Origin of the sequence: Erythrobacter sp. CCH5-A1, assembly GCF_001557115.1 — a bacterium.
Taxonomy (GTDB): Bacteria; Pseudomonadota; Alphaproteobacteria; order Sphingomonadales; family Sphingomonadaceae; genus Erythrobacter.
The window spans coordinates 1-1,366 of record NZ_LSKQ01000285.1; the positions used below are offsets into that span (position 1 = coordinate 1).

General features: G+C 62.5%; 1 protein-coding gene. It reads right to left on the bottom strand.

Going from position 1 to position 1,366, the window contains the following annotated elements:
* Positions 1-258: 258 nt before the first annotated feature.
* A complete protein-coding gene (locus AX708_RS17730; protein WP_066110787.1) occupies positions 259-1,290 on the bottom strand; it encodes an IS110 family transposase in 1,032 nt (343 codons plus the stop codon).
* Between the last annotated feature and the right edge of the window lie 76 nt (positions 1,291-1,366).

The following is a 1,366-nucleotide window of genomic DNA, read 5'->3' on the forward strand; positions in this document are numbered from 1 at the left end:
AAAAAACGTATGGCCCGCCCCGTCTGCAAGGGGGATTTTGAAGTGTTCTGATCAGTCTGCGTCAACGTATGCGGTCTCATGGGTGACCCCATGGCCAAGATGGACATCCGCACGTCTGGAGCCACAATAAAGACGCCGGCAACGAGTGCCATTTTTTTGGCCGGGCTTTCCAGACGCCGATCGACTGTCAGGCCATCTTCACGATCCTTCCTGCAAACATCGTTGGCCTATGCACGAAGATGCGTGCGGCCGATCCGGTTATGCCGCGACTTGGTAGCCGCGTTCGAACGTCGCGTCCTTGCGCAAGGCCGCCCATGCGATCCGCGCCAGCTTGTTGGCCAGCGCGACGACGATAGCATTGCGGTGGACTCCTCGCTCGATCATTCCTGTCAACCAGCGCCCCAACGGGGTCTCGCTTCGCGCCAGCGACGGCAATGCTGCTCGGGCACCGTGGATGAGCAAGGTGCGCAAGTAGGTGTTGCCTCGCTTGGAGATGCCGAGCAGCCGCGGCTTGCCGCCGGTAGTATGCTGACGGGGCACCAGACCGAGCCAGGCACCCAGGTCTCGGGCTTTGGCAAAGCTGCTGGCATCGCCCACGGCTGCAATCAGGGCAGTTGCGTTCAGCACCCCGACGCCGGGGATGGATGTGAGCCGCCGGGCAGCCGCGTCATTGCGCGCCAGCTCGACAAACTCGCCGTTCAGCGCTTCCACCCTGGCATCGAGTTCGCGCCATTCGGCACGCAGTTCGGCCACCAACTGGCGCAGACGCGGTGACAAGGTCGTATCCTCATCGGCCAGCAGGGCATCGATGCCGAGTTCCAGCTTGCGCCGCCCAACCGGGAAAATGGTCCCGCGCTCCAGCAGGATCGCCCGCAACTGGTTGGTCAGGCTCCTGCGCTCAGCCACCAGGCGCGAGCGAACCCGGTGGAGCGTCTGGATGTCCAACTGCTCCTGGGTCTTGAGTTCGACGAAGCGCATCGTTGGACGCGAGGCGGCCTCGGCGATCCCCTCGGCATCACGATCATCGTTCTTCTGTGCTTTGACATACGGCCGTACGTACTCCGGCGACATCAGCCGGATCTCATGTCCGTGCGCGGCGAACAGGCGCCCCAGATAATGGGCACCGCAACATGCCTCCATCGCGACCACGCACACAGGAAGCTTGGCAACGTAGTCGACCAGCGTCTGGCGGCGCATCGACCTGCGTACGACGACAGCTCCCGCCGCATCCACGCCCACCACACTGCAGGCATTCTTGCCCAAATCAACGCCAAGGATCACAATAGACATCGGTCCGCTCCTTTCCTCTTCAAGCACCAGCATCATATCCGATGCCGGGGAAAAGGGGCGGGCCATCCCATAAAGC